The 23331-nt window shown below is 63.3% G+C and carries 19 protein-coding genes; 16 read left to right on the top strand and 3 right to left on the bottom strand.

Going from position 1 to position 23331, the window contains the following annotated elements:
* The first annotated feature begins 208 nt into the window (after nucleotides 1–208).
* Genes MKZ91_RS11015 through MKZ91_RS11005 form a run of 3 tightly spaced genes read left to right on the top strand, consistent with a single transcriptional unit; the run spans nucleotide 209 to nucleotide 2748 of the window.
* Entirely contained in the window at nucleotides 209–820 is a 612-nt protein-coding gene (locus MKZ91_RS11015; RefSeq protein ID WP_336170912.1) for a helix-turn-helix transcriptional regulator, read from the top strand.
* Nucleotides 817–1770 (top strand): ornithine cyclodeaminase family protein, encoded by a 954-nt coding sequence (locus tag MKZ91_RS11010; protein WP_336170911.1) that lies wholly within the window; start codon nucleotides 817–819, stop codon nucleotides 1768–1770. The genes MKZ91_RS11015 and MKZ91_RS11010 overlap by 4 nt, the downstream gene beginning before the upstream one ends.
* A 15-nt stretch (nucleotides 1771–1785) precedes the next feature.
* Nucleotides 1786–2748, top strand: coding sequence for a pyridoxal-phosphate dependent enzyme (locus MKZ91_RS11005; RefSeq protein WP_336170910.1), 963 nt, complete (start codon nucleotides 1786–1788; stop codon nucleotides 2746–2748).
* A gap of 13 nt (nucleotides 2749–2761) precedes the next feature.
* Here the strand turns inward: MKZ91_RS11005 and MKZ91_RS11000 are convergent, their stop codons facing one another.
* On the bottom strand, nucleotides 2762–3703 hold the full coding sequence (locus tag MKZ91_RS11000; protein WP_336170909.1) for a LysR family transcriptional regulator: 942 nt from the start codon (nucleotides 3701–3703) through the stop codon (nucleotides 2762–2764).
* Between the two features lie 111 nt (nucleotides 3704–3814).
* On the opposite strand from MKZ91_RS11000, the gene MKZ91_RS10995 reads away from it, so the two are divergent.
* The 11 genes from MKZ91_RS10995 to MKZ91_RS10945 all read left to right on the top strand — a co-directional run bounded on the left by MKZ91_RS10995 (nucleotide 3815) and on the right by MKZ91_RS10945 (nucleotide 18512).
* The gene (locus MKZ91_RS10995) at nucleotides 3815–5614 is read left to right on the top strand and encodes an adenine deaminase (protein ID WP_336170907.1); all 1800 of its coding nucleotides are present in this window, start codon (nucleotides 3815–3817) and stop codon (nucleotides 5612–5614) included.
* 60 nt (nucleotides 5615–5674) lie between these two features.
* Nucleotides 5675–7075: an NCS2 family permease gene (locus tag MKZ91_RS10990; protein WP_336170905.1), complete on the top strand. Its 1401-nt coding sequence runs from the start codon at nucleotides 5675–5677 to the stop codon at nucleotides 7073–7075.
* A 78-nt stretch (nucleotides 7076–7153) separates the two neighbouring features.
* A complete protein-coding gene (gene ade, locus MKZ91_RS10985) occupies nucleotides 7154–8950 on the top strand; it encodes an adenine deaminase (protein ID WP_336170904.1) in 1797 nt (598 codons plus the stop codon).
* 540 nt (nucleotides 8951–9490) lie between these two features.
* On the top strand, nucleotides 9491–11170 hold the full coding sequence (locus MKZ91_RS10980) for a putative bifunctional diguanylate cyclase/phosphodiesterase (protein WP_336170903.1): 1680 nt from the start codon (nucleotides 9491–9493) through the stop codon (nucleotides 11168–11170).
* A gap of 148 nt (nucleotides 11171–11318) precedes the next feature.
* Nucleotides 11319–11837, top strand: a complete 519-nt coding sequence (locus MKZ91_RS10975) for a ubiquinone biosynthesis methyltransferase UbiE (RefSeq protein WP_336170902.1) — start codon at nucleotides 11319–11321, stop codon at nucleotides 11835–11837.
* Entirely contained in the window at nucleotides 11837–13009 is a 1173-nt protein-coding gene (locus MKZ91_RS10970) for a class I SAM-dependent methyltransferase (RefSeq protein ID WP_336170900.1), read from the top strand. The genes MKZ91_RS10975 and MKZ91_RS10970 overlap by 1 nt, the downstream gene beginning before the upstream one ends.
* A complete protein-coding gene (locus MKZ91_RS10965; RefSeq protein ID WP_336170898.1) occupies nucleotides 13006–15366 on the top strand; it encodes a SpoIIE family protein phosphatase in 2361 nt (786 codons plus the stop codon). Before MKZ91_RS10970 ends, MKZ91_RS10965 begins: the two co-directional genes overlap by 4 nt.
* A gap of 4 nt (nucleotides 15367–15370) precedes the next feature.
* The gene (locus tag MKZ91_RS10960) at nucleotides 15371–15931 is read left to right on the top strand and encodes a slr1658 superfamily regulator (RefSeq protein WP_336170896.1); all 561 of its coding nucleotides are present in this window, start codon (nucleotides 15371–15373) and stop codon (nucleotides 15929–15931) included.
* A 13-nt stretch (nucleotides 15932–15944) separates the two neighbouring features.
* Nucleotides 15945–16286: a slr1659 superfamily regulator gene (locus MKZ91_RS10955; RefSeq protein WP_336170894.1), complete on the top strand. Its 342-nt coding sequence runs from the start codon at nucleotides 15945–15947 to the stop codon at nucleotides 16284–16286.
* Nucleotides 16287–16530: 244 nt separating this feature from the next.
* Entirely contained in the window at nucleotides 16531–17208 is a 678-nt protein-coding gene (locus MKZ91_RS10950) for a FadR/GntR family transcriptional regulator (RefSeq protein ID WP_336170892.1), read from the top strand.
* Nucleotides 17205–18512, top strand: a complete 1308-nt coding sequence (locus MKZ91_RS10945) for a CynX/NimT family MFS transporter (RefSeq protein WP_336170891.1) — start codon at nucleotides 17205–17207, stop codon at nucleotides 18510–18512. The genes MKZ91_RS10950 and MKZ91_RS10945 overlap by 4 nt, the downstream gene beginning before the upstream one ends.
* 94 nt (nucleotides 18513–18606) lie before the next feature.
* Here the strand turns inward: MKZ91_RS10945 and MKZ91_RS10940 are convergent, their stop codons facing one another.
* Nucleotides 18607–19821 (bottom strand): MFS transporter, encoded by a 1215-nt coding sequence (locus tag MKZ91_RS10940; RefSeq protein WP_336170890.1) that lies wholly within the window; start codon nucleotides 19819–19821, stop codon nucleotides 18607–18609.
* Nucleotides 19822–20217: 396 nt separating this feature from the next.
* Here MKZ91_RS10940 and MKZ91_RS10935 point away from each other — a divergent pair, with 396 nt between their 5' ends.
* Both MKZ91_RS10935 and MKZ91_RS10930 read left to right on the top strand, forming a co-directional pair.
* Entirely contained in the window at nucleotides 20218–21438 is a 1221-nt protein-coding gene (locus MKZ91_RS10935; protein WP_336170889.1) for an HTH domain-containing protein, read from the top strand.
* 10 nt (nucleotides 21439–21448) lie between these two features.
* A complete protein-coding gene (locus MKZ91_RS10930; RefSeq protein WP_336170888.1) occupies nucleotides 21449–22090 on the top strand; it encodes a Vgb family protein in 642 nt (213 codons plus the stop codon).
* Here the strand turns inward: MKZ91_RS10930 and MKZ91_RS10925 are convergent.
* Complete coding sequence (locus tag MKZ91_RS10925) at nucleotides 22087–23289, bottom strand: MFS transporter (protein ID WP_336170887.1); 1203 nt, start codon at nucleotides 23287–23289, stop codon at nucleotides 22087–22089. The genes MKZ91_RS10930 and MKZ91_RS10925 overlap by 4 nt on opposite strands.
* Between the last annotated feature and the right edge of the window lie 42 nt (nucleotides 23290–23331).

Below are 23331 nucleotides of genomic sequence, written 5' to 3'. Positions count from 1 at the left end.
CAAACCCGGCGCCCCTGGCTTCCTGAGGGCGCCGGCAACTTCAGTTCGGTCGCAGCCGGGTTTTTTTCAGCTGACGACAGCTTCGGCAGCGGCGTGCGAGACTATCGCGCGCCGCTTTTGCCGTATCGGAGTTTCGTAGACAATAAATCTATTATAGACATGTGCGTCTTGAAATGATCTAAGGCTAACCATCATCGAGAGGAAAGCCGTGAACCCCGAACTCCGCCCGCATGTGCTTGTCTGCGACGCGATCGCCTTGTTGTTCCAGCCCTATGCCGAAGTGGTTCTGCACGATCTCGCAACCGAAACCGTCGTCCATATCGCCGGCAACTTCTCGAAGCGGGAGATCGGCGAACCTTCGCTGCTCAACGAAATCGGCTTCAAGGAAGCCGACGGGGTCATCGGTCCCTACGAAAAGGTCAATTGGGACGGCCGTTCGATCAAAGCGATCAGCGCCGTGCTGCGCGACACGACCGGCAAGGCAATCGGCGTGCTCTGTATCAACGCCGATGTCTCCGACTTTCACGCAGCACTGAGGACCCTCAACGCGCTCGTCCGCGTGCCCTCAAGCGGCGACAAGCCGGAAAGCCTGTTCAAGGAAGATTGGCACGAACGGGTCAACGAATATGTGCAGCAATGGACGACGGCCCGCGGATTGACGATCTCGACCCTGAGCCGGACCGACAAGCAGGCACTGGTGATCGCTCTTTCCGCAAACGGCGCCTTCGGCGGCAAGAACGCCGCCGCCTACATTTCCCGCATCCTCGGCATGGGCCGGGCGACCGTCTACAAATATCTGAGCCAGGGGAGCGCGCCATGATCGTCATCGACCGTGAAAAGCTCGCACCCCTCCCCCTGCTCACGCTTGCCGCACCCGCAATCCGGGACGCCTACATTGCCATGACTGACGGTCGCGCCAATCTGCCACCCGTTGGCTACCTCGCGCTTGCTGGTCGCAATGCCGATTGCCACGTCAAATATGGCTATATCGAAGGCGATCCGATCTTCGTCGTGAAGATCGCTTCCGGCTTCTACGACAACCCAGCCAAGGGCTTGCCATCCAGCAACGGCATGATGGTCGCGATCTCCGCCGAAACCGGAGACGTTACAGCCGTGCTCGACGACAAAGGGTTGCTGACCGATCTGCGCACCGGCATCGGCTGTGCCATCGCAACCATGGCCTTGTGGCGCAGCGACGCTCGAAGCATCGGGATCGTCGGCACGGGCACCCAGGCGCGCATTCAGATCCGGGCGCTTTCGGCGCTTTCTGATCGGCCGTTGGAGTTCATGGTCTGGGGACGCTCGCCGGAAAAGACTGCCGCCGTGCTTGCCGATGTCGCGGACCTCGGTCTTTCGATCGAGGCAACCACCGATCTTGCAGGGCTGTGTCGCCATTCCGACGCAATCGTAACGACGACGCCGTCGAAGGAGCCGCTGATCCGCTCGGAGTGGATTGCGCCCGGCACCCACATCACCGCCATGGGCGCGGATGCGCCCGGTAAACAGGAGCTCGAAGTCGCCCTCGTTGCGCGTGCAGACCGGCTGGTCGTCGACCTTGCAGGGCAATGTCTCGACCACGGCGAGTTTTCTGCCGCAGCCCAAGCCAGACTTATCGATGAAGAACGTTGCGTCGCGCTCGGCGCCGTTCTTTCCGGCGCGACCGAGGGCCGACGCTCCAACCGCGACATCACGATCGCCGACCTCACGGGGATCGCCACGCAGGACATCGCCATCGCCCGGACCGCGCTTGAGGCGCTCGGCCTGCTTTGAGGAAGGAACACAACCATGAACCACGACGTCCTCCAAACGGCCGCGCAGTCCGTCCGGGCGCATCAGCGTATCCGCCCGTTCATCTATGAAACGCCGCTCATCCCTTCGCGCGCCATCGGGCGGCAGACATCGTCGACCGTTCTGTTCAAGGCCGAGAACCTGCAACTGACCGGCTCCTTCAAGATCCGGGGTGCAGCGAGCAAGATGACGTCACTGCCACGCGATCAGCGGGTCATCACCGCCTCCTCCGGCAATCACGGCATCGGCGCTGCCCATGCGGCAAGCGCGATCGGCCAAAAGCTGACGGTCGTGCTGCCAGAGATCGTCAAGGCGGCCAAGCTCGACTGCATCCGCAGCTATGGCGTCAACGTCATTCTGCACGGCGCGGAAACAGGGCTTGCCGAACAGCATGCGCAGCGCCTCGCTTCAACAGAAAAGCTCGTCTATGTGTCGCCCTACAATGACCCTGACATCATCGCCGGACAGGGCACGATTGCGCTTGAACTGCTGAAACAGTCCGAACGTATCGACACCGTCTTCGTCGCGATGGGCGGCGGCGGGCTGATCAGCGGTATCGGCTCGGTGCTGAAGAGTTTCAGCCCACACACCCGTGTCGTCGGCGTCTCCGCCGCCAACTCCGCAGCGCTCGCCGCCTCCATGAACGCTGGCCGGGTGGTCGAAACACATCATCTCGACACGCTGGCCGAAGCGGTCGCCGGCGGCCTCGATGAGGACAGCCTGACGCTCGGACTGGCGATGGCCGTCATCGACGAGGTCGTAACCTGCACGGAAGCGGAAATCGAAGCGTCGATGCGAGACCTGCTCATTGAGGAGCATATACTCGTCGAAGGGGCTGCCGCACTGGCGCTTGCCGGCTTCCGAAAGGTGGCCGCGAACTGTGCCGGCCAGACCAACGTCGTTCTTCTTTGCGGCGGCAATGTCGATGGCGCCAGCGTGCTGCCTCACCTGCTTCGCTAGACGGCAACCGCGGTCAGAGACTGACCCGCTCGACATAGTAGCGCGGGATCTTCACCCGGTCCCGGTCGCGATAGAAGTCGATGCAGAAGTCGACGAAGGCCTTGAACCGTTTCGAGACGTGCCGGCGGCGCGAATAAATCAGATTGATCGCCGTCTGCGGCGAGCGCCAGCCGGCAAGAACCGGCTCCAAAAGACCCGCCTGCCGCTCGGTCTCGACGAAGAAATCCGGCAGGTAGGCGATGCCCTCGCCGGCAACGGCGAAGTACTTGATCGTCCAGTAGTCGTTGGTGGTGCAGGTCGCAGGCGGCAAGAGGTCCACTTCGTCTTCGCCGGCTTGCGTCAGATACCAGGATTGCAGCCGCGTCGGCTGGCGGAAGGCGAGACCGCGATGGCCTGTGAGGTCATCGGGCTTTTGCGGCTGACCGTGTCGGGCGATGTATTGCGGGCTCGCGAAAAGGCCGTAGGAGGAGACTGAAAGACGCCGGCTGATATAATCGACATCGGACGGCTCTCCCCAGTGGAAGATGCCGTCGAGCGCCTGTTCGGTGACGTCGGAAAAGGGTTGGCGCGAGGTGAGAAAGACGACGTCGAGGTTAACCTGCGGATACTGCTGGCGAAAGGCGTAGAGCAATTCGGACGTGATCGTCGTGCCGAACTCGCCGGTTGAGCCCACCCGCAGCGTGCCCGCCACCTCCTGCCGCATCTCCGCCATTGCGGTTGCCGCATCGTCACAGTTCGACTGGATGAGCCGCGCGTAGCGCAGGAACTCGGCGCCGGCATCGGTCACGTGCAGCTGGTGTCCTTCACGCACGAAGAGCTCGATGCCGAACTCGTCCTCCAATTGCCGGATCTTGTGGCTGAGCGTCGATTTCGGCAGCCGATGCCGACGCGACGCCGCTGAAATTGAACGGGAATCGGCGACTTTCACGAAGCAGTCGATAAGGGAGAGGTCCATATTTCGTCCAAAATCTTGCACGATATGTTCATAGATTAGCCTGTTTCGGCCCATTGTGTAAACGGGCGGGAATTGGGAATATTCACTGGAGCTAAGGGAGAAGAGGTTCCAGTGAGCGATATCAGAAACTTCATTCGCGCAGCGTCCGGCACCGGCGGCAAGGCAACGATGGCGATCCGCGGCGGCCGCCTGGTCAATGTCGTGTCGGAAGAGATCTACCAGGCCGATGTCGCCATCTATGGCGAGCGCATCATCGCCGTCGGCGATATCGCCGACTACATCGGCCCTCAGACCAAGATCGTCGATGCCACCGGCAAGTACCTCGCACCCGGCATGATCGACGGTCACCTGCATGTCGAATGCTCGAAGATGTCGCTGACGAGCTTCGCCAAGGCTGTCGTTCCGCTCGGTACCACCTCGATCGTCACTGGCCTCGACCAGATCATCGTCGTCGGTGGTCCCGACGCCGCGCGCGAATTCCTTGACGAGGCAAAGCAGACGCCGCTGAAAGTCTTCTGGGGCGCGCCCTGCAAGACGCCCTACACCATGCCGCGCTCGACCGTCGGCCACTATTTCAGCCCGGCCGACCACCAGGCAACCCACCATTGGCCGGAATGCGTCGGCATCTGGGAGACGGTACGCGAATTCATCCAGGAAGAGGACGCCGACGTTCTGGCGGCGCTGGAACTCGCCGAAAAGAGCCGGCTGCCGGTGCTCGGCTGCTGCCCGATGACCCGTGGGGCGCGCCTCAACGGCTACCAGCAGTCGGGCGTGCGCGCCGATCATGAAAGCTACACGCCGGAAGAAATGCTCGAAAAGCTGCGCGCCGGCATGCATGTCGTGGTGCGCGAATCCTCGATCTCGCACTTCCTTTCCGACAACCTGCGCATTGTCACGGAGATGGGCGTCAAGGCCCTGCGCCGCATCAGCTTCTGCACCGACGACGTGGTGGCGAGCGACATCCTCAAGCGCGGCCATCTCGACAACATGGTGCGCATGGCGATCGCCATGGGCATTTCGCCGATGGCGGCGATCCAGATGGCAACGATCAACGGCGCCGATGCGCTGCGCATCGACGACAAGGTAGGTTCGATCTCGCCAGGCCGCGCCGCCGACATCCTGCTCGTCGACGACCTCAGGAATTTCAACATCGAGACCGTGGTCGCCAAGGGCGAAGTGGTTGCCCGCAATGGCAAGATGGCGATCGAGCTGACACCACCGGAACGCAGTGTGGCCCTCCTCAATTCGGTCAAGGTGGCGCCGCTGCAACCAGGCGACCTGAAGGTCGCCTATGACGGCGCCGGCGAGACGGCGCAAGCGATGGCGATTGCCGTGACGCCGGAAAAGATCTTCGTGCGCACCCGCCGCGACGTGACGCTTAGCGTCAGGCAAGGCCAGGTGCTCGCCGATCCTGCCAGGGATGTGCAGTACGTCACCGTCGTCGAGCGCTACGGCAAGACCCGCAACCGCCCGGTCGCCTTCGCCTCCGGTTTCGGCCTCAAGGAAGGCGCAATCGCCAGCTCCACGGCGCCCGATGACAACAACATCATCTGCATCGGCGCTGATCTTGAGGACATGCGGATCGCGATCAACCACCTGATTGCCAACAATGGCGGCCAGGTCGTGGTCCGGAACGGCAAGGTCGAAGCCTTCCTGCATCTGCCGATCGGCGGCATCGTCTCTGACATCGAGCCCGCCGAAATGGCCGCACTCGAGGATCAGCTCGACGATGCGGCCCGCGCGCTCGGATGCCCGCTGCCCTGGCCCTTCATGTACATGTTCGTGCTGCAGATCACGGCCATCCCGGAATACGCAATCACCGACCTCGGCGTCGTCGATTGCGTGGGCTTGAAGGTGATCTCGCCGTTTTCGCCCGCAGGCGGAAACGAGCGCGCCGAAGCTGCAGAGTAATGCCCAAAGAGGGGGCCGGTCATGCCGGCCCCCTCGATCGTTTCAAAAAAGGGGAACAAAATGAACATTCAGAACAAGACCGTGGAGGCGGCGCCTGGCCCAGGGGGATCCTGGCTCCACGCCCTTCTCGACCGCTACTTCCAGATTTCGCGTTACGGCTCGACCGTTCGCACGGAGATCCTCGCGGGTCTCACGACCTTTCTCGCCGCCTCCTACGTCATCGTCGTCAATCCCTCAATCCTCTCACATGCCGGCATTCCGTTTTCGGCGGGTGTGACGGCAACGGTGCTCGTCAGCTTCATCGGCAGTTGCGCCATGGGGCTTTATGCGCGCAGCCCCATCCTGGTGGCGCCCGGCATGGGCATCAACGCGCTCTTTGCCTATACGATGGTGGTCGGTGCCAAGGTGCCGCTCGAAGTCGCGCTCGGCTGCGTCTTCTGGGCCGGCGTGCTCTTCACCGTCATGGCCTTCTTCAACCTGCGCCAATCGATCATCGAGGCGATCCCGGTTGACCTGCGCTACGGCATTGCCTGCGGCATCGGCCTCTTCATCGCGCTGATCGGGCTCGAAAACGCCAAGTTCATCGTCGCCAATCCTGACACGATCGTCGGCCTGACGCAGTTCAACCCTGTCACCCTCACCTTCATCGCCGGCTTCATCGTGACGGTCGCTCTCGTGGTGCGGCGCGTGCCCGGCGCGATGATGGCCGGCATGATCCTGACGACGATCCTTGCGATCCCGATCGGCCGCTGGTGGGGCGACGGCAGCGCCTTCTCGCCTGAGACGCCCGACGTGCACACGCTCGTCAACTGGAGCGGCTTTACCGCCGCACCGGATTTCAGCTTCGTCGGCCAGATCGATCTCCTGGGCGCGCTGAACCTGATCTACCTGCCCTTCATCTTCGTTTTCCTGTTCACCAATTTCATCGAGGCGCTCTCGACCTTCCTCGGCCTTGCGGAAGCGGCCGACCTCAAGGACGAGACCGGCATGCCGCGCAACATCCGTCAGTCCATGCACGTCGATGCGGTCGCAGCCCTGATCTCCGCTCCGCTCGGCACCAGCCCGGCGACGGTCTATCTCGAATCCGGCGCCGGCATCCAGCAGGGCGGCCGCACCGGCCTCGTCGCGCTCGTCGCCGGCGTGCTGTTCCTGCCCTTCCTGTTCCTGTCGCCGCTGCTGTCGCTGGTGCCGGCGGTTGCCACCGCACCGGTGCTGATCCTCACCGGCCTCTTCATGTCCGAGCCGATCAGCAACATCCGCTGGAGCGCGCTCGACGAAGCGATCCCGGCCTTCCTCGCGATCGTGTTGATCCCGCTCACCTTCTCGATCACGCTTGGCCTGTCGCTTTCGATCATCGCCTATGTGCTGATCAAGCTGGTCTGCGGCCGCGCCCGCGATGTAAGACCGGTCATGTGGTTCGTCGCACTGCTTGCCGCAGCGCTCGTCGCGCAGACCCAGTAGCAGACCCAGTAACCGCCAGAAATCCTTCGGCGCCCTCAAGGCAAGGGCGCCGACACCGCCCATTCGAAGGAAACAACCATGCTTCAATCCTGGTCGAGAACCGCACCTGAACTGGTCGACGTCGCCATGGGCCGCAAGCCCGCCGATCTCGTGATCCGCAACGGCAAATGGGTCAACGTCTATTCCGGCGAGATCATCCCGGGCACCGACATTGCCGTCAAAGCCGGTCGCTTCGCCTATGTCGGCCCGGACGCGAGCCACACGATCAGCGCCGACACCAAGGTCGTCGATGCCGACGGCCGTTATCTCGTGCCCGGCCTCTGCGACGCGCACATGCATGTCGAAAGCGGTCTCGTCACCGTCACCGAATTTACCCGCGCCGTCATCCCGCACGGCACGACCACCATGTTCATCGACCCGCACGAAATCGCCAATGTGCTCGGCCTTGATGGCGTGCGGCTGATGAACGAGGAAGCCCAAAGCCTGCCGATCAACGTGCTCGTCCAGGTGCCGAGCTGCGTGCCAAGCGCGCCGGGGCTTGAAACGGCCGGCGCCGAGCTTTCGGCTGGCGACGTCGCCGAGGCGCTCAGCTGGCCGAACGTCATCGGCCTTGGCGAGATGATGAATTTTCCGGGCGTTGCCGGCAACGACCCGAAAATGATGGCCGAGATTGCCGCGACCCAGGACGCGAGACTGACGGTCGGCGGACACTACGCCTCGCCGCATCTCGGCCGCGAATTCCACGCTTATGCCGCCGGTGGCCCGGCTGACGACCACGAAGGCACGACGGCAGAAGACGCGATCGCCCGCGTCCGCCAGGGTATGCGCGCCATGTTGCGGCTCGGCTCGGCCTGGTTCGACGTGGCGGCACAGGTCAAGGCGATCACCGAATCCGGCCTCGATCCGCGCAACTTCCTGCTTTGCACCGACGACAGCCATTCCGGCACGCTGGTTCACGACGGCCATATGAACCGCGTGGTGCGCCACGCCATTGCGCAAGGGCTGAAGCCCGTCACTGCGATCCAGATGGCCACACTCAACACCGCCCAGCATTTCGGTCTCGAGCGCGAGCTCGGCTCCATCGCGCCCGGCCGCCGCGCCGATCTGATCATCACATCCGATCTCGCGGCCTTGCCGATCGAGATGGTCTTTGCCCGTGGCGAACTGATGGCCGAAAGCGGTGCGCTGGTGCGCGATATCCCGGCTTACGTCTACCCGGAAAGCGCCCGTAACACGGTCCATCTCGGCCGGGTCCTTGCAGGCGGAGACTTCGACATCCCGTCGAATGCCCGGGCGACGCGGGCACGCGTCAACGTCATCGGCGTCGTCGAGAACCAGGCGCCGACACGCGCGCTCGAGGCCGAGGTGGCGATCGAGAACGGGCTCGTGCAGATGGATCGCGCCAACGACATCTGCCAGATCGCGCTCGTCGAACGCCACCGTGGCACCGGCGACGTCGTCAATGCCTTCGTTTCCGGTTTCGGCTACGACAGCGATTGCGCCATCGCCAGCACCGTTGCCCATGACAGCCACCACATGATCGTCGTTGGCACCAGCAAGGCTGACATGGCGAAGGCCGCCAACCGGCTGCAGGAGGTCGGCGGCGGCATCGTCGTTTTCAAGGAAGGCCGCGAACTGGCGCTCGTCGAGCTTCCCGTGGCTGGCCTGATGTCGGATCAGCGCGCGGAAGTGGTCGCCGAGAAGGCGGCGGCGATCGTCGAGGCGATGCGCGCCTGCGGTTGCCGGCTCAACAACGCCTATATGCAGCATTCGCTGCTGGCGCTCGTCGTCATCCCGGAGCTTCGGATCTCCGACAAGGGCCTGATCGACGTGCGCACCTTCCAGAAGACCGACGTGGTGCTCGCGACGCGATGAACAGGATCGCGAATCGGCCGCCCGCAACCGGCGGCCGGTTTGCCGTATCGCACCGCAACCCAGACCATACCTCGGGCCGCCTCTGGAGGCGAAGCTGTCACGCGATCCCCCGAAAACTTCTTTTATGGTTAATCAAACCTTGCGCGGGACAGATCCGTCCGATGGGCGGCCCGAACGGCCGCCACGCTGCCTGTAACAGAGGTCGATCAGGTCGCCTGACCTGTGGGAAACATGTTCAGCAATGGCACCCCGTTGCCGAAGTGCCACGCCACACCCGCCACGAAAAGGCGCCAAATTGCATGCAATGATGGTAAATGATAAAACAACGAGCTCATATACAACCGTGTGGGGCAACCGGTATCAAATCTGCCCGCCATTCTCATGAGAGAGGTTTCCACAGGCAATTTGCAGCGCTCGGCAACGGCATTGACCCGGACGCGTCGCGCGGTAGCTTTGGAGAAGGACGGGTCAAGCCGGGATGCCGTTGGAGCGGACGATCGGGTTCCCGGGCGAGTATGAAACGGAAAGGGAAAGGCGCGTATGCCGGACACTGATGCAACCTTGTCTGCTTCAGCTTCAGTGCAAGATCCGATCGCGGCCAATGCCGACGAAATCCTTTCGTTCTATGATGAGGCATTTCACCTGACGGGCGCGTCGCCCGCGCTTCAGGAGACCTATGAGGTCGGGACCCTCGTCGACGCTACCTTGTGGCACCTTTACCCGGAACTGCTGGCTCCCGCCTCCAAGACGACCGTCGAGTCGGTGATTGCCAACGGCGTTCCGCGCAGCGTCGAGATTGTCGATGCCTCGACCAAGTCGCGGCGCACGCTTCTCGTCTTCCGCGCCCTGCGCGGCATTGGCGTCCTGGAAACCGGTGGTCGTTCGACACGCCGCGAAATCGGCAGCCATGGCGAAAGCGAACGCGCCCTGCTTTTGCACCAGGCGACCCACGACGTGCTGACGGGCCTGCCCAACCGCCGGCAGTTCAGCGACGACCTGCAAAACACTCTGCCAACGCCCAGCGAGAAGAAGCTGGCGCTGATGCAGATCGACCTCGACGACTTCAAGCCGGTCAACGACACGCTCGGTCACGGCGCCGGCGACGCCGTTCTCAAAATGGCGGCCGAGCGGATCCGCGGTGCGCTGCGCGATGGCGAGGTGGCTTACCGCCTGGCCGGCGACGAATTCGCCGTGATCCAGCGCCACAGCGATCAGCCGTCGGATGCCGAGTACCTCGCCGAAGCCTTGGTGGAAGCCTTCAAGGAACCCTTTACGATCGACGGCATCACCGTTTTCGTCGGCGCCAGTATCGGGATCGCGATCGCACCGAATGACGGCAACGAGATCGAGCAATTGATGAAGGCGGCAGACATCGCACTTTATGCCGCCAAGAAGGACGGCAGAGGCCGGGCGAAGACCTTCAGCCGCTCGATGCTGATCGTGCTGGAACAGCGCGAAATGCTGCGCCGCAGCCTGCGCACCGCGCTGCAGGACAACCAGTTCACCATCGAATACCAGCCGCTGGTCGAACCGCCATTTTCGATCGTCGGCTTTGAGGCACTGGTGCGCTGGCACCATCCGCTGGTGGGTGTCATCCCCCCCAACGTCTTCATTCCGATGGCCGAGGCCGATGGCCTGATGAACGATATCGGCCAATGGGTCCTGGAAGAGGCCTGCCGTCAGGCAGCGACCTGGCCGTCGCACTTCACCGTCGCCGTCAATCTGTCGCCGGCGGAGTTTCTGAGGGAAGGACTGACCGACCGGATTGCGCAGGCGCTCGACATGGCTGGCCTGAGGGCCGACCGGCTGGAGCTGGAAGTCACCGAATCAGTGCTGCTTGAACGCACGACCAACAATCTCGACACGCTGAACACACTCAACGTGCTCGGCATCCAGATCTCGCTCGACGATTTCGGCACCTTCTATTCGTCGCTCAGCTACCTCAAGAACTTCCCCTTCGATACGATCAAGATCGACCGCTACTTCATCAAGGATCTGGAGAGCGACGAAAAGAGCCAGACGATCGTCCGGTCGATCATCGGCCTTGCCCATGGTCTCGGCATGCGCGTGACCGCCGAGGGCGTCGAGGCGATCGGGCAGGCCGTCTGGCTTCGAAAAGAGGGTTGCGACCGTCTGCAGGGTTATTTCCTGGGTATGCCCATGCCGGCGGACGCGATCGGCGCCTATCTTCGCCGCTCATCGGCAATGGCGACGCTGTAGACCTCCGCATCTGTGCGTTGCGCCCGATATGGCGCGAGGCAAAACCTGGGTTGTCTTCATGCAAGATCCCGGGGTTGCGTGGTTAGAAATCATTATAGAAAGTGGCGTATGGCCGTGGCAGAGTTCGAGGTGCGGAGGACATTGCTGCATGGGTGCTAGTGTCAATAAGAGCACGGAAACGGCTTTCGAGCCGCTGCTTCAGTTCGATATGGAGATGGAAGATTTCCTTTCGGACTGGCACCATTGCGATCATGTCTCGAGCTACCTCGCCCGGATGATCAGCCACAACAGAACCGATCCGGTACGGCATTCCAACGTCTTTTCCTCCGCCCTCAACGAGCTTCTGGAGGTTTCGTTTCGCGGCGGCACCACCGACGGCAAGATCGGCCTGTCGATCTATCGCCAGGGCGCCACGGAGCGAGTTCAGCTCAGCTTTCCATGCCCGCCGGGTCAGGCGCGATTCTATCGCGAGGCGGTCTCGAAAACCCGCGAGAGCGATGCCCAGGCCCGCTATCTCGACGCCATTTCCAACGACCTTGCCCCCAGCCGGGAATCGGTGCTTCTGGACCTGGCGGTCAACTATGACGCCCGCCTCCGGCTTGACGAGGATGCGGCTCCGGCCATCACCCTGATCGTGGATCTTCCTCTTGAAGGAATGGTGAGTTGATGGCGGCGAGCCTTCCTCAGCGTTTCAAGGTCGACTTCGATCCGAACAGCCAGATCTTCTCGCTTGCCGGAACGATCCGGCCGCGTTCGATCGATGAAATCGCCGACAGTATCCATGCGCTGAGGGATGCGATCGATGCGGTGCGCGGTGTTCTCTATATCGATGTGAAGCGCCTCATCCAGATGAACAACACGGCCTTCCAGGCCTTCATCCGGGTCGCCCTCGACGCCTGCCGGGAGCGGTCGGACCTGCGCCTGATCGTCGTCACGTCAAGCGTCGTCAGCTGGACGACGCGCATGTTCCGGCACCTGAGCACGATCGAGCCGCAGATCTCCGTCGAGGTCTATGATTCGATGTTCTATCCCGGCCAGGACTACTTCGAGGATACGAGCTTCATTCCAATCCTGCGCGCGCAGACGAAATTGACCTGGCGTCACGAGCGCACCATCCTGCCGCGCCACGGCATGCGGCCCGGCATCGCCGTGGCCGACATCTGCTGCGGAATTGGCGATTTCGCCGTGCTCGCGCAGAAGGAGTTCCAGCCGTCGCGGATCGTCGCCCTCGACCACTCCAAGCCGAGCCTCGCCTATGCCCGTAAGGTGGCCGCCGAGTTCGGCGTGACGGGTATCGAATACACCTACGGCGACGCGTCGGAGATGCTGCTCGAGGACAACCAGTTCGACTTCGTGAGCTGCCGCCACTCGCTGCAGGTCTTCAATCAGCCGGAGCTTCTTCTCAAGGAACTCTATCGGATCGTGAAGCCGGGCGGCCGCGTCTACATCACCAACGAGAAGAACTCGCACTGCCTCGGCGAGCCGCGGGCGCAAAGCATCCAATGGACCTATAATGAGCTCGCTCGGCTTTTGAGCAATTTCGAGATAGATGTGGAGTTCGGGCCGAAGAGCCGGCGCTATCTTGCCGACACGGGCTTCGACGACATCCTGGTCGAATCCTTCATGGTCACCAATCTGGATGGTGACCCACAGGATTTCGCCGATATGATCGCCGGCTGGGAGAAGATGTTTGCGGACATGGCGGTGAGACACGGCGAAGCACCCGAATTCATCGAGCGGTTCCGCCAGGGCTTCCGGGATCACATCTTTGCTGCCCTGCATCCGAAGGGCTATGCGGGCTGGCCGATCTGGGCAGCGTCCGGGCGCAAACCACTATGAGCGCAAGCAATATCCAACGTCCCTGGTTTGGTTTGAGATCCTTTCGCGCCAAGTTCGTGCTGGTGGTCGGCAGCGCCGTGCTCTTCGACCTCCTGCTAACAGGCGGCCTGGCGCTCTGGAACGTTCAAAGACTGTCGCGCGACGCGACGACGGAGGTCGGACAGGGCCTGCAAAACGCTAACGAAGATTACATGCTCACCTACGCGGAATCGACGGCCGCGCGGGTTAATCTTCTGCTCGGCCAGGTTCATGCCGACGTCGCCACGCTCGCGGGCGTAATCCAGGCGCAGATCGACCGCCCCGTGCGCCGCTCCGATGTCGGCGAGGCACTTGCGCGGCACGCACCGGAGTCCGTTACCGTCACTTACGATGCCAAAGGTGGGTGGGCACAGAACCTTCCGGGACCGCTCTCGAGCGTGAGCGTCTGGAGTTATCTCCTTGGCCCCGACCACCGGCCACTGCCCGAGGTGCAGGCCGATATCGAGAACAGCGCCGTTCTCGATCTGGTTGCGCCCGCCCTGCTTGCGCACGGCCGCTCCAAGCTGCAGATGTACTACGTCGGACCAAAAGAACGGCCGATCTTGCGGATGGCGCCCTATGCGGATCAGGCGCAGACGTTCGACCGTCTCTACCCCGGCCACAACGAAGCCAACTTCTGGAACTTCTTCTTCCCTGGTCTTTACGAGTCCTGGGAGGAATGGGCGAAGCAACCGAGCCTCAGGCCCGTTGCAGCCGATACCACGCAAACAGCACCTTACACCGATGCCGCCTCGGGCAAACTGATCGTCAGTTTCTTCCAGCCGCTCTGGACGCCCGACCGCAAAGGTGTCGCCGGAGCGACCGGAACCGATATCACGCTCGACCAACTGGCCGAGGTTGTCGAAAGCGTCAAGGTCGGCGACAGCGGCTTCGGATTTCTGGTGATGTCCGACGGCAACGTGCTTGCCATCAATCCGGTCGGCGAAAAGGTGATCGGCCTGCGGCGGTCCAGCGACACGGGTGGACAAGGCGTCACCGGGTTGGAGCGCTCACTGCGCCGCAGCGCGCAGCCCGCGATCGCAGAGCTGCCGCTTGGGAGCGATGGCGCCATTCAGCGGGTGCTGCTCGATGAAGCCGGTGAGAAGGTCCCGTATCTCATTCTCCTGAAGCAGCTCGAGCCAGAGAACCTCTGGGTGTCCGGCCCGGTGCGCCGCGAGACCATGTCGATCGGCATCGTCGTGCCGGAACGGGAAATCTATGCCTCGCTGTTTGCGGCACAGGCGAGTATCTCTGAAGCGACGAACCGCATCCTCATCTATCAGATCCTGGCCCTGCTCGCTTCGCTGTTGTTCGTCACGCTCGCCGTGTTCGGCATCTCCAAGCGGGTTACCCGCGGCATCAGCGCGCTTGCCGGAGCGGCAACCAGCATCGAAGCAAAGGACTACTCCGTCCGTGTGCCCATCACGACGCGCGACGAAGTCGGTGAAGCCGCTATCGCGTTCAACCGAATGGCTGAGGAGATCAGCTACCACACCGAGAACCTCGAAAGCCTGGTGACCGAACGCACCAAGCAGCTCGAGGACGCCAACCATCAGATTTCGACGCTGAATACCCAACTGCGCAGCGAGAACCTGCGCCTTGGCGCCGAACTCGCCGTCGCAAAGCAGATCCAGATGATGGTGCTGCCGAAGGCCGGCGAGCTCGCGGAAATCGCCGATCTCGAAATCGCCGCCTATATGCGGCCGGCCGACGAGGTGGGCGGCGACTACTACGATGTCCTGCGCGACGGCGAGCGGCTAAAGATCGGCATTGGCGACGTGACCGGTCATGGCCTTGAAAGCGGCGTGCTGATGCTGATGGTGCAGTCGGTCGCAAGGGCCCTGCAGGAAGCCGGTGACATGGGCCCGGAGCAGTTCCTCAACCGCCTCAACCGCGCCATCTACAAGAACATCGTGCGCACCAACACCGACAAGCATCTGTCGTTGGCCTTCCTCGACTACGACGCTGGCCGCCTGACACTGTCGGGGCAGCACGAGGAACTGATCGTGGTGCGCAAGGGTGCGCAAATCGAGCGGATCGACACGCTCGACCTCGGCCTGCCGATTGGCCTGGAATCGGACATTTCGCGCTTTGTTGCCACCCGCGAGATCTCGTTCGGCCGCGGCGACATGATCGTCCTGCATACGGACGGCGTAACCGAGGCCGCGAACGCCAAGGGCGAACTGTTTGGCATCGAGCGACTGTGCGAGAGCGCCGGAAAGTTTTACGGACAGAGCGCCGAGGACGTCAAATCGGGTATCATCGACGACCTGATGGCGCATATCGGCAAGCAGAAGATATATGACGACATCACGCTCGTCGTCATGAGACACAGGTGATCAGATGACCACGCTCTACGGACTGGCGGACCTGACGATCGGCGCCCACCAGAGAATGACGCGGCTGCGGCTCTATGATGGGCCGCTCGATCTCGGCTGGAAACATTGCGCCATGGCGTCCGATTTCGTCGCCGAACTCGCAGCATTGCGCTACCGCGCGTCGCGCAACACCTACCGCGAGGTTCGGCACAATATCGGCTACCTGACCAACGAACTGGTCGAGAACGCGGTGAAATTCCGCGCCTCCGGCGCCGTTATGGTCGAAGCCACGCTCGAAGCCAACAGCTTCCGCACGAAGGTCTCCAACGTCATCGACAACGAAGCGGCGGCGCGTTTCCAGGACCTGCTGTCCGAAATCGCCGACGGCGACCCTGGCGACCTGCTCATCGAGCGCATCGAGGCCAATGCAATCGGGCTCGGCAAGAGCGGCTCGGGGCTTGGTCTTTTGACGCTGATGAGCGATTATGGCGTTCGTTTCGCTTGGGTTTTCGGCGCCCAGGGAGACGGCGGCGAAACCTCTCTGGAGACCTATGCCTCCATTGCAGTCCCAGACCTCTCGAACTGATGAGCCTATGAAGATGGAAAACAAGGACGAAGAAGAGTATCGCGTTTGGTCCGAGGGCAACGATATTCATTTCGAAGGCACCATGCGGCTGCCGGGCACGGAAGCCTACGCGCCGATCTTCTCGACCGTCATGGGCGTTCTCGTCACCGAGCCTGAACATGTGACGATCGACCTGACAGAATTGCAGTTCCTGAATTCGTCCGGGATCAACCTGCTTGCCAAGCTGACGATCGAGGCGCGCAAGCGCCCCAATGTCCAGTTGACAGTGCGCGGCACCTCCGAAATCCCGTGGCAGTCGAAGTCGCTGCCGAACCTGAAGAAGCTTCATCCCGGCCTCGATCTCAGGCTCAACTGAGACCTGTCGGGTTGGATCTGGGCCGGTCGCCACGACCGGCCCCTCGGCATCGATGATGCCGCCCGCCTTGGCAGCATCGCCGGCGCAACAAACCAAGACACGATAGACCTGCCCCGTTGACAGGGCTCGCGCCCGAGCAACGCCAGATCCGCCTTGCCAGAATGGGGAGCGACGAGAGTTTTCGTTGACACCCGCGCCATGTCACTCTATTGATCAAATCATCTGATGACTTGGTGATATAGCCATGCAACCGATCCATCGCACCAATCTTGCCGACAGCGCGGCCGAAAGCCTGCGCGCTGAAATCCTCAGTGGCCGCTGGGCAATCGGCGAACGTATTCCCAACGAAACGGCCCTCACCGAATTGCTTGCGGTCAGCCGCGGCACCGTGCGCGAAGCCGTGCGCGTCCTGGTCTCGAAGGGCCTGCTCGATGCCCGCCAGGGCTCGGGCACCTATGTGCGCTCGACGGTCGATGCTTCGGGTGCACTCGACCGGGTCAAGCGCACGGGCCTGCGTGACCAGTGGGAGGCGCGCGCAGCGCTCGATGTTGAAGCCGCGCGTCTGGCCGCCTTGCGCCACACGCCTGGTGACCTCGAACGCATGCTGAACCTCTTGAGCGCCCGCGGGACGGTTGCCGAAGGCGGACGCGACGCCTTCGGTCGGCGCGACATGGCCTTCCATCGCTCGATCGTCGAAGCCTCGGGCAACCGCGCCATCGTCGAGCTCTATGATTTCTTCACCTCGGCCATCCTTGAGACCATCCACTCGACGCTCAATGGCGACCTGCCGGAACCGGACGATCGGGCGCATAGGGCGATCGTCGAGGCGATCGCGACCGGCGATCCGGACCAGGCTGCCGCCTCGGTCCGGGCGTTCATGGCTCCTGTACTCACTGAACTTGAACGGCTGCTTTCGCAATGAACCAAACGTTTCGTGAACCCCGCAAGGCCGAGGTGGCAGAGCACCTAGAGCTCGACGACCAGCTCATCGATGCCGAGGCCGACAGCCTGCCGGTACCGCAACCGCCGGTCTTGAGCCGCAGCAGTCGCATTCTACTGGGTGCCAGCCTCGTGCTGATCGCCTTCAACCTGCGACCGTTGTTTTCGAGCCTGTCGGTTTTGTTGCCCGAAGTGATGCAGGCGACCGGCCTTTCGACCGCCAGCGCCAGCGTGCTGACCACGTTGCCGGTGCTTTGCCTCGGGGTCTTCGCGCCGCTGGCACCAAAGCTCGCCCAGCGCTTCGGCGCCGAGCGCACGCTTCTTGGGGTCTTGCTGCTGCTGACGCTCGGCACGGGCCTGCGCGGTGTCCAATCGGTGCCGCTGCTCTTCGTCGCCACCTTTGCCGCCGGTGCGGCGATCGCCATCGGCAACGTCCTCCTGCCCGGCCTCGTCAAGCGTGACTTCGCCGACCGGGCTGCGATGATGACCGGGCTCTACACCATGGCGCTCTGTGCCGGTGCCGCAAGTGCCGCCGGCCTGACGCTGTCGATCGAGCATCGCGTCACGGGATCCTGGTCTGGCGCACTTGCCGCCTGGGCGGTGCCGGCGTTGATCGTGCTGATGATCTGGGCACCGCAGGCGCTGCGCGGCAAGGCTCAGGCGCGCCACAGCGGCTTCCGCGTCGTCGGCCTCTGGCGCGATCGGCTGGCCTGGCAGGTGACGCTGTTCATGGGGTTGCAATCGGCACTCGCCTATTGCGTCTTCGGCTGGATGGCGCCGATCCTGCGCGAACGCGGGCTTGACGCGGCAACGGCCGGAGGCGTCGTTTCGATCTCGATCATGATGCAGGTGGTCACCTGCCTTCTCATTCCGTCCTTCGCCGTAAGGCGGCGGGACCAGCGCGCGGTCTGCGTGGCGCTGGTCACGGCCGCCGTCACCGCTCTCATCGGCATCCTCTTCGCGCCGCTTTCCACGGTCCTTTTGTGGGCCGTGTTGCAGGGGATCGGACAAGGCGGGCTGATTGCGGCGGCGATGACGCTGATCGTGCTGCGCTCACCCGACTCCCATGTCGCAGCGCATCTCTCGGGCATGGCCCAGGGCGTGGGCTACGTGCTTGCCGCCATCGGCCCGCTGCTCGTCGGCTTCATTCGCAGCTGGACCGGCAGCTTTGCCGCAAGCGCCATCCTCTTTCTGGCGCTGGGCATCGGTGTCGCGATCATGGGGTTCGGCGCCGGCCGGGCATTGCATGTCGGCGCGCGAACCGTCAGGATCGACGACGATCGCTGAACCGATCGGACCATCTGGACAATAGCAAGGATGAAGAGGGCTTCGCCTTTACTACGAAGCCCCTTGTCTCATCGACGGACCTCCGCCCGATGCATCAAGCCGCCGCAACGGCCGGCTGATAACGTGGAGCGGGCCGGAACATCAGCGCGATCAGGAACGCGCCGAGGCCGATCCCCCAGGAGCCGACATAAAGCCAGGTGTAACTGGCGAGCGCATCATAGATCAGGCCGCCGGCCAGAGGGCCTGTCGCCATGCCGAGGCTGCCGGCCATGGCCGTGCCACCGATGACGGTGCCCATCAGCCGCAAGGGAAAGTTCTCGCGGGCAAGCACGGCATAAAGCGGCATGACGCCGGCGTAGATGAAGCCGAAGAGCGCAGCGACCGCATAGAACGAGCCGAGCCCCTGGGCAAAGACATAGGCAAGCGCCCCGAAGGCCTGCGCCAGCAGACCCACGACCAGCACTCGCTTGGCTCCGAAACGATCGCCGAGAAGGCCGAAAACGACGCGGCCACCCATACCGGCAAGCCCCTCGACGCTGTAGATCGACACCGCCGCCATCATTGGAATGCCGCAAGTCACTGCGTAGCTGACCGTGTGGAAGATCGGTCCCGAATGGGTGGCGCAGCAGAAGAAGTTCGTGAGCATCAGGATGATGAACAACGGGGATTTCAGCACCTGGCCGGTCGTCATCGTCTCCTGTGACGCGTCGTCGCCGGTGACCGCTTGCGCGCCCTCGGCAAGCGCTGGCGCCTGACGGATCAGAAGTGCGGCCGGGATCATCACCACCGCGACGAGCACCGCGATGATCTGCAGCGCCGTCCGCCAATCATAGGCCGACACCAGCCACGCGGCGAAGGGCGACATCGTCATCGGCGCCATGCCCATGCCCGCCGAGACCAGCGAGACGGCGAGGCTCCTGTGGGTGTCGAACCAGCCGGTAACGCAGGCCATCATCGGCGCGAAGATCGCCGCCGTCGCACCGCCGACGAGCAAGCCGAAGATCACCTGAAAGGCGACGAGGGACGTCGTCCAGCTGGCGGCCGCCAGGCTCGCGGCCAAGAGCACCGAGCCGATGAGAACGATCGGCCGCGCGCCCCAGCGGTCCGACAGGCTTCCCCAGGCGATGCTGGCAAAGGCCATGGCCAGGAAGCCGATGGTCATGGCACTGGAAATGCCGGTGACCGACCAGCCGGTGTCGCGTGAGATCGGCAACAGGAAGACCGGAAGCGAAAACATGGCGCCAATCGCAAGGCAGCCAAGCAGGCCACCAGCGGCCACGATCACCCAACGGTAACGAGAATTGGTCATTGCCACCTCCTTGGGGCGTGCAGGCAACTGCCGGCAACGCCGATAACGTCCAGACTGACCGCGCCCGATCCACCGTTGCCATCAACCATCGCCGAACCCTCGGTCGCGTCGAGCAATGGTCGGCACGGAGACCATCCTCATCGCAACAGACGGAAACACTGGGCATGCCGCCTGCGCTTGAAAGACGTCGGCAGCCCATCAGGTCCGACATTCCATCGCAAAGAATTTCACTATTGCCGGAGATTGGTTGCAGACAGGGGCGTGGTGCCCCTCCGCCGGACGCGCGAAGCCACTTGATTATGCATCTCTAAGCCCCCCTTCTTTCATCGGTGCATCTGGAGGAATAGTTAGAGGCCGCAACACGTCTGGGGGAGTGACAAGTTTGACGGGATTTCGATGGACTCGTTGATCACGGCGGCAGCCCATGCGCTGGCAACGGGCGACCCGCTCGGCGCCCTGAAGCGGATCGCCCTTCGCGACGACCCGCCGGCGCTGGCATTGCGCGGCATCGCGATGGCGCAACTTGGCGATCTCGATCGTGCCAAGGCGCTCCTGAAGAGTGCTGCGCGCGGTTTCGGCCCGCGGGAGGCCGTGGCCCGGGCGCGGTGCATCGTCGCCGAGGCCGAAATCGCCATCGTCTCGCGTGACCTCTCCTGGCCGATGAAGGCGCTCGAGGCGGCCCGCGCGACCCTCGAAGTCCACGGCGACCACGTCAACGCCGCCCATGCCCGCAATCTCGGCGCCCGACGGCTGCTGCTTCTCGGCCGCCTCGACGACACGGAACAGATGCTTGCCGGTGTCGACCCGACGAAGCTATCTCCGCCGGCAAGAATCGCGCACGAGCTTGTGGTTGCCGGCATTGCCGTAAGGCGGTTGCAGACGGATGCTGCGGCCAGGGCTTTTGCGCAAGCCACCGAGACTGCCCGGATGACCAGTATTTCGGTGCTAATCAGCGAGGTCGAGACTGCCACGCAGGTGCTGAAGACGCCGGCTGCCCGCCTGGTGACCGATGGCGGCGGACGCTTGATCAAGCTTGGCGAAGTCGAAGCCGTGTTCGCCTCCCGCGCCTTCGTCGTCGACGCCTGCCGCAACCGCGTGAAGCAGGGCTCGGAGGCAGTCTCGCTCGCAACGCGGCCGGTGCTCTTCGCGCTGGCGCGAGCGCTTGGCGAGGCATGGCCCGCCGGCGTCTCACGCGGCGCACTGCTGGCATCGGCTTTCGGAGCAAGACATGCCGACGAATCCCATCGCGCAAGGCTGCGGGTGGAGATCGGCCGGTTGCGTCAGGCGCTTCGCGACATGGCGGCGATCAAGGCGACCACGGACGGTTTCAGGCTTGTGCCACACGGCCCCGACAAGGTCGTTGTCCTCGCTCCGCCGGTCGACGAACGACACGCGGCGATGCTGGCGCTCCTTGCCGACGGCGAGGCCTGGTCTAGTTCTGCACTGTCGATTGCCCTTGGCGTCAGTGCCCGCACGGTTCAGCGGGCGCTCGAAGAGCTGAGCACGGAAGGCAAGGTCCTGCCTGTCGGCCACGGGCGGGCGCGCCGCTGGATGGTTCCGCCGGTTCCGGCATTCCCGACAGTCTTGTTACTCCCCGGCCCGTTGCCAAGCGACTAGGATGAATAACATGAAACGATCCGAAGCCGAAATCCTGCGCGAATATGGCCCCTTCCCCGGCGCCACCCACATCCACGGCGTCACCTTCGACGGCCGGAACGTCTGGTTTGCCGCCGGCGACAAGCTTCAAGCCTTCGATCCTGAAAGCGGTGAACCGCTGCGCGCGATCGATGTCGTCGCGCATGCCGGAACCGCCTTCGACGGCAAGCATCTGTTCCAGATTGCCGAGGATCGCATCCTGAAGATCGATCCGGGTACCGGCGAGGTCCTGGCAACCATACCAGCACCCGGCGACGGCGGCGATTCCGGCCTCACCTGGGCCGAGGGCTCGCTCTGGGTCGGCCAGTATCGCGGCCGACGGATCCACCGGATCGACCCCGAAACGGGAACGATCCTGCGCACCATCGAATCCAAGCGTCTCGTTACCGGCGTCACCTGGATCGATGGTGAACTCTGGCACGGCACATGGGAAGGTGACGAGAGCGACGTGAGGCGCATCGATCCCGAAACGGGCTCGGTGCTGGAAACGCTGACGATGCCGCCCGGAACCGTTGTCTCCGGCCTGGAGTCCGATGGCGGCGACCGCTTCTTCTGCGGCGGCGGACAAAGCGGCAGGATACGTGCCGTCCGCCGGCCCAGACACGATCGCTAGTCTCCAATCACAGCGCGCCTGCTTGGCTGCTTGAAGGCGGCATGGAGCTTGGCGGCCAATGCCACCAGTGCCAGCGCCGGGCCGAGCAGGCTGACGCCGAGCCAGGAGCCGTAGCTCCAGGCGGCAAAGGACAAAGCCGAGCCAGCCGCTCCACCAAGAAACATGCTGGTCATGAAGACCGTGTTGATGCGGCTGCGTGCTGCGGGCTCGAGCGCATAAATGATGTGCTGGTTGGCAACCAGTGCGACCTGAATGCCGATATCGAGGATGACCACACCGATTACCAGCCCGGCGATCGAGCCCCACATTCCCAGGATGACCCAGGCGGCGAGTGTCAGCGCCGCCCCGAACCAGACAACGGACGGGGCTCCGCGCCGATCCGCTGCCCGTCCAGCAAGCGGTGCGGCAAACACGCCGATCGCCCCGATGACACCGAAGAGACCGGCCGCATCGGCGCCAAGATTGAAGCGCGGCGTTGCAAGGTAAAGCGCCAGCACCGTCCAGAAAGCGGTAAAGGACGCAAACAGCACCGCCTGGACCAGCGCGGCGAGGCGCAGATCCGGCTCGCGCCGCCACAGCGTGGCAAGCGACGCCAGCACGGAGCCGTAGGGCAACTGCAACGTCGGCCGCAGATCCGGCAAGGTCAACCGCATCAGGGCCAAGCCGACAAGCGCAAGCGGGACGCTTGCCCAGAACATGGCACGCCAGCCCATGTGGGCGCCGACGAAGCCCGAAACGGTTCGGCTGAGCAGGATGCCCGTCAGGACCCCCGCCATGACCGTGCCGATCGCCGCCCCGCGGTTCTTGGGCGTGGCGAGCGTCGCCGCGATGGGCACGATCTGCTGCGCAACAGTGGCACTCGCGCCGAGCAAGACGGATGCAGCGATCAGCAGCGAAGGCGTCGGAGCCAGTGCCGCAACCGAGGCGGCGGCGGCAATGGCGATGAACTGGGCGGCGATTAGCCGTCGGCGCCGAACGATGTCGCCAAGCGGCAGCAACAGAAGCAGGCCAACCGCGTAGCCAAGCTGTGTCGCCGTCGCCAACAGTCCGATTGCCGGCTGGCCCGGAAATTCCGCCTCGATCAACTTCAGCAATGGCTGATTGTAGTAGATGTTTGCTACAGCAATGCCGCTGGCCGCCGCCATCGCATAGAGGCTGGCGCGGCCTAGAGCGGAATGCTCGGTATCATGGATGTTCATCTCGATTGCCCTTCTCGCTTGGGGGATGGGTTAGATCTATTT

Origin of the sequence: Ensifer sp. MJa1, from assembly GCF_037026475.1 — a bacterium.
Classification (GTDB): Bacteria; Pseudomonadota; Alphaproteobacteria; order Rhizobiales; family Rhizobiaceae; genus Ensifer.
This window is presented reverse-complemented; position numbering and strand designations above follow the sequence as displayed.

Bases quoted from the DNA above. Each gene is read 5' to 3' on its own strand.
- MKZ91_RS10975 (WP_336170902.1), top strand. From the start codon at position 11,319: ATGGGTGCTAGTGTCAATAAGAGCACGGAAACGGCTTTCGAGCCGCTG.
- MKZ91_RS10950 (WP_336170892.1), top strand. From the start codon at position 16,531: ATGCAACCGATCCATCGCACCAATCTTGCCGACAGCGCGGCCGAAAGC.
- MKZ91_RS10970 (WP_336170900.1), top strand. From the start codon at position 11,837: ATGGCGGCGAGCCTTCCTCAGCGTTTCAAGGTCGACTTCGATCCGAAC.
- MKZ91_RS10965 (WP_336170898.1), top strand. From the start codon at position 13,006: ATGAGCGCAAGCAATATCCAACGTCCCTGGTTTGGTTTGAGATCCTTT.
- MKZ91_RS10935 (WP_336170889.1), top strand. From the start codon at position 20,218: ATGGACTCGTTGATCACGGCGGCAGCCCATGCGCTGGCAACGGGCGAC.
- MKZ91_RS10960 (WP_336170896.1), top strand. From the start codon at position 15,371: ATGACCACGCTCTACGGACTGGCGGACCTGACGATCGGCGCCCACCAG.
- MKZ91_RS10925 (WP_336170887.1), bottom strand. From the start codon at position 23,289: ATGAACATCCATGATACCGAGCATTCCGCTCTAGGCCGCGCCAGCCTC.
- ade (WP_336170904.1), top strand. From the start codon at position 7,154: ATGCTTCAATCCTGGTCGAGAACCGCACCTGAACTGGTCGACGTCGCC.
- MKZ91_RS11005 (WP_336170910.1), top strand. From the start codon at position 1,786: ATGAACCACGACGTCCTCCAAACGGCCGCGCAGTCCGTCCGGGCGCAT.
- MKZ91_RS10945 (WP_336170891.1), top strand. From the start codon at position 17,205: ATGAACCAAACGTTTCGTGAACCCCGCAAGGCCGAGGTGGCAGAGCAC.
- MKZ91_RS11010 (WP_336170911.1), top strand. From the start codon at position 817: ATGATCGTCATCGACCGTGAAAAGCTCGCACCCCTCCCCCTGCTCACG.
- MKZ91_RS10980 (WP_336170903.1), top strand. From the start codon at position 9,491: ATGCCGGACACTGATGCAACCTTGTCTGCTTCAGCTTCAGTGCAAGAT.
- MKZ91_RS10940 (WP_336170890.1), bottom strand. From the start codon at position 19,821: ATGACCAATTCTCGTTACCGTTGGGTGATCGTGGCCGCTGGTGGCCTG.
- MKZ91_RS10990 (WP_336170905.1), top strand. From the start codon at position 5,675: ATGAACATTCAGAACAAGACCGTGGAGGCGGCGCCTGGCCCAGGGGGA.
- MKZ91_RS10955 (WP_336170894.1), top strand. From the start codon at position 15,945: ATGGAAAACAAGGACGAAGAAGAGTATCGCGTTTGGTCCGAGGGCAAC.
- MKZ91_RS10930 (WP_336170888.1), top strand. From the start codon at position 21,449: ATGAAACGATCCGAAGCCGAAATCCTGCGCGAATATGGCCCCTTCCCC.
- MKZ91_RS11000 (WP_336170909.1), bottom strand. From the start codon at position 3,703: ATGGACCTCTCCCTTATCGACTGCTTCGTGAAAGTCGCCGATTCCCGT.